The sequence below is a fragment of the Actinomadura montaniterrae genome (assembly GCF_008923365.1).
Taxonomy (GTDB): Bacteria; Actinomycetota; Actinomycetes; order Streptosporangiales; family Streptosporangiaceae; genus Spirillospora; species Spirillospora montaniterrae.
On record NZ_WBMR01000404.1, the window covers coordinates 1 to 4,232 of the forward strand.

At 75.5% G+C, this 4,232-nt stretch carries 4 protein-coding genes; 2 read left to right on the forward strand and 2 right to left on the reverse strand.

Annotation, left to right across the window (positions count from 1 at the left end; genetic code table 11):
- On the reverse strand, positions 1–729 hold a 729-nt coding region (locus F9B16_RS49480; RefSeq protein ID WP_151547197.1), incomplete at its 3' end, for a glycosyltransferase family 2 protein.
- The gene (locus F9B16_RS49485; protein ID WP_151547198.1) at positions 726–2,366 is read right to left on the reverse strand and encodes a carbamoyltransferase family protein; all 1,641 of its coding nucleotides are present in this window, start codon (positions 2,364–2,366) and stop codon (positions 726–728) included. The genes F9B16_RS49480 and F9B16_RS49485, both read right to left, overlap by 4 nt.
- Before the next feature lie 272 nt (positions 2,367–2,638).
- Between F9B16_RS49485 and F9B16_RS49490 the strand changes: the two genes are divergently transcribed.
- Both F9B16_RS49490 and F9B16_RS49495 read left to right on the forward strand, forming a co-directional pair.
- A complete protein-coding gene (locus F9B16_RS49490) occupies positions 2,639–3,526 on the forward strand; it encodes a glycosyltransferase family 2 protein (protein WP_151547199.1) in 888 nt (295 codons plus the stop codon).
- Between the two features lie 17 nt (positions 3,527–3,543).
- The coding region (locus F9B16_RS49495; protein ID WP_151547200.1) for a glycosyltransferase family 2 protein at positions 3,544–4,232 on the forward strand (689 nt) is incomplete at its 3' end.

Below are 4,232 nucleotides of genomic sequence, written 5' to 3' on the forward strand. Positions count from 1 at the left end.
GTGCCGGCGCAGCAGGCCCTTGCCCTCGCCCGCGCGGGCCCGCCAGCCGGAGCCGTGGACGCGCCACATGAGGACGTCGTCGGCGTTCCCGGCCTGCGCGCGGACCGAGGCCCAGAACCCGGCCGGACGCACCGGATGCGTCACGTGCCGCTCGCCCCTCACCAGGTCGTGCCCGGCGGCCAGGGCGCGCAGCGCGAGGTCGGCGTCCTCGCGGTAGGCGCGGCGGAACCGCTCGTCGAAGCCGCCCAGCTCGGCGAGGACACCGCGCCGGTAGGCCATGTCGGCGGTGATCCAGTCGGCGTCCGCGAGCCCGGCGGTGTTGCGCTCCCAGTCGGTGGGGCGGCGGCCGTCCGGCAGCGGCACGGTGACGCGGCCCTGCGAGCCGGCGACCTTCGGCGGCAGCCCGGCGAGGTCGGCGGCGAGCCGCCGCGTCCAGCCGGCGTCGGGGACGACGTCGTCGTCCAGGAAGGCGACCCATTCGGTGGCGGCGGCGCGCCACCCGGCGTTGCGCGCGGCGGCCGGCCCGCGCCCGCCGGAGCGGATGACCCGGATCCGCCGCCCGCCGGAGTCCGGCAGCGGCAGCGGCGCGCCGTGCGCGGGCCGGTCGTCCACCACGATGATCTCGTGCGGGGCGGGCTCCAGGCCGCCGGCGATCGAGTCCAGCAGCGCCTCCAGGACGGTGCGCAGGCTCGGCCGGCCGATCGTCGGGACGACGACGGTGCAGCTCATCGGGCGCGCACCTCCCGGCGGCGGACGACGAACGGGCCGATCGCCAGCAGGTCCACCGGCGCGGAGCCGAAGCACTCCAGCGCGTCCCGCGGATCGTCCACCATGGGCCGTCCGGCGGTGTTGAGGCTGGTGTTGACGAGGACCGGCAGGCCGGTGCGCAGCCGGAACTCCTCCAGCAGCCGCGCGACGAGCGGCTCGTGGCCGCTCGCGACCGTCTGGATCCGGGCGGTGCCGTCCACGTGGACGACGGCGGGGATCCGCTCCCGCCACTCCGGCCGGACGTCATGGACGAAAAGCATGTAAGGGCTCGGGATCGGGCCGTCGAAGATCTCGGCGGCGTGCTCCAGCGCGACCATCGGGGCGATGGGCCGGAACTGCTCGCGTCCCTTCACGTCGTTGAGCCGCTCGATGTTGGCGGCGTGGCCGGGATGGGCGAGCAGCGACCTGTGTCCAAGCGCGCGCGGGCCGAACTCCGAGCGGCCCTGGAACCAGGCGACGATCTCGTTGCGGGCCAGGGCCTCGGCCACGGCGGCGGCGACGTCGGGCGGACGCTCGTACGGCACCTTGGCGGTGTCGAGGTACCGCGCGATCGAGGCGTCGTCCCACTGGCGGCCGAGGTCGGCGCCGGGCATCGCGGTGACGGCGTCGCCGCCGTCCTGCGCGAGGTGCAGCGCGGCGCCGAGCGCGGTGCCCGCGTCGCCCGCGGCGGGCTGCACCCAGATGTCGTCGTAGGGCCCGTCCGCGGCGAGCCGCGAGTTCGCCACGCAGTTCAGCGCGACGCCGCCGGCGAGCATCAGCCGCCGCGAGCCGGTCCGCCCGTGCAGCCACGTCGCCAGGTCGAGCAGCACCTCCTCCAGCCGCGCCTGGACGCTCGCCGCGAGGTCGGCGTGGTCGCGGGTCCACTCGCCCTCGGACGAGCGGGCCTTCGCGAGCGCGCCCCAGTCGATCGGCGCGACCGCGAAGCCGCCGTCGCCGGTCGCCCGCACGTGCTCGCGCAGCTCGTCGAGAAAGCGCGGCTCGCCGTAGGACGCCAGCGCCATCACCTTGTACTCGTCGCTGGAGCGCAGGAATCCGAGATGCTCGGTGAGGTCCTCGTACATGAGGCCGAGCGAGTGCGGCAGGCGCTGCGCGTGCAGCGGGGTCAGCTCGCCACCGGAGTAGGTGCCGGCGAGGTGCGAGTGGGACTCGCCCCGGCCGTCCAGGACGAGGACGTCGCCGTCGCAGGGCCGCGGCGCGGCCAGGGCGGCGGACGCGGCGTGCGCCACATGGTGCGGGACGTACCGGACGATCCCGGGGTCGAGCCCGGGCAGGGCGGCGGCGAGGAAGTTCGGGGCGCGGCGCGCGTACAGGGTCCGCAGCCGCTCCCACTGCTCGTCGTGGCCGTCCAGGCCGGGTTCGACCAGGTCGGGATCGTAGGAGTAGGCGACGGCGTCGAGGTCGCCGGGCTCGAGCCCGGCGCGCTCCAGGCACCAGCGGGCCGCCTGCTCCGGTGGTTCCCAGGCGGAGAAGGCGACCGGCCGTTTCCCGTGCTTGCGGCGGCTGAAGCGTTCCTCCTCCGCCGCGGCCACGACCGTCCCGTCCACCACGAGGGCGGCGGCCGGGTCATGGAAGATCGCGTTGATTCCGAGCACGCGCATAGATGAGCCCCGTTTCGGCGCAGCGTTCGGTGGAGTGGCGGATGCCGTCCGTCGTGGGCATCGGCCCGGGATCCCGATGGGAGCGAATCCTCTATAGGTGATTTCGTGCATTACCGGGAAGTCCGGCTCTAAACGCTGTGCCAGCAAAAGTCCCTAGTGAGCGAACTGACAGTTGAGGTGGGATTTATGCAGGTCGCGAAGCGTGCAGCGTTTGTCGGCTTTCAAGGCGTAGGGCGGACATGGGCGCGGGGGCGGCGGGTACGGGGCGTGCCATGCGCTGCACCCTCGTCGTCATCACCCGGGACCGGCGGCGCTCGCTGCTGGCGACGCTCGCCCGGCTGCACGCCCTGCCCGGGCCGCCCCCCGTCATCGTGGTGGACAACGCCTCGCGGGACGGGACGCCCGACGCCGTCGCCGCGGAGTTCCCCGCCTTCCGGCTGATCCGGTCCCAGCGCAACCTCGGCGCCGTCGCCCGCAACCTCGCGGTCGACCACGTCCGCACCCCGTACGTGGCGTTCTGCGACGACGACACCTGGTGGGAGCCGGACGCCCTGCCGCGCGCCGCGGGCCTGCTGGACGCCCACCCGCGGCTCGCCGTGGTGACCGGGCGGATCCTGGTCGAGCCCGGCGGACGCGAGGACCCGATCGTCCCGGAACTGCGCGACTCGCCCGTCCCGGGACCGTCCTGGCTGCCCGGGCCCGCGCTCGGCTCGTTCCTGGCGGGCGCGTCGATGCTGCGGGCCGAGGCGTTCCGGGAGGCCGGCGGGTTCTCGGCCCGGCTGTGGCTCGGCGGCGAGGAGGAACTGCTCAGCGCCGACCTGATGGCCCTCGGCTGGCACCTCTGCTACGCCGAGGACGTCGTCGTGCACCACGAGCCGTCCCCGCTGCGCGAGGCGCACCTGCGGCGCCGGCACGGCATCCGCAACACGCTGTGGTTCACCTGGCTGCGCCGCCCGCTGCCCGTCGCGTTCCGCCGCACTGCCGGGCTGCTGCGCACGCTGCCGCGCGACCGCGTCACCGCGGGGGCGCTCGCCGAGGCGGCCGCGGGGCTGCGCTGGGTCGCCCGGGAGCGCCGCACGCTGCCGCGCGACGTCGAGACCAGGCTGCGCAGCCTGGAGGAGGCGCAGCGGACCTCCAAGGCGCGCCGGTACGTCAGCTGATGGGAGCGGGGGAGACCATGCCCGATGTCACGATCGTGGTCGCGACCCGCGACCGCGCCGCCGAACTCCGCCACAGCCTCGGCCGGCACACCGCGCCGGTGATCGTGGCCGACAACGGCTCCGCCGACGGCACCGCGGAGGTCGCCGAGGCCGCCGGCGCGCGGGTGCTGCGGCTGCGGCGCAACCTCGGCGCCGCCGCCCGCAACGTCGGCGTGCGGGAGGCGGCGACCCGCTATGTCGCGTTCGCCGACGACGACTCCTGGTGGGCGCCGGGAGCGCTGGAGCGGGCCGTGGAGATCCTCGACGCCCACCCGCGGACGGCGCTGCTGGCCGCCCGCGTCCTCGTCGGCGAGGACGAGCACCTGGAGCCGGTGTCGGAGGCGATGGGCCGGTCGCCGCTCGGGCAGCCGGAGGGCGTGCCCGGACCCGCCGTCCTCGGCTTTCTCGCCTGCTCGGCCATCGTCCGCCGCGACGCCTACCTCGACGCCGGGGGCTTCTCCGACGTGCTGCACTTCGCCGGCGAGGAGGAGCTCCTCGCCCTCGACCTGGCCGCCGCGGGCTGGGACCTCGCCTACGTCCCCGAGCTGGTCGTGCACCACCATCCGTCGCAGAGCGGCCGGAACCCGTCGGCGCGGCGCCGCCGGGAGATCCGCAACGGGCTGCTGACGGCCTGGCTGCGCCGCCCGCTCCCGGCCGTCGCGCGGAT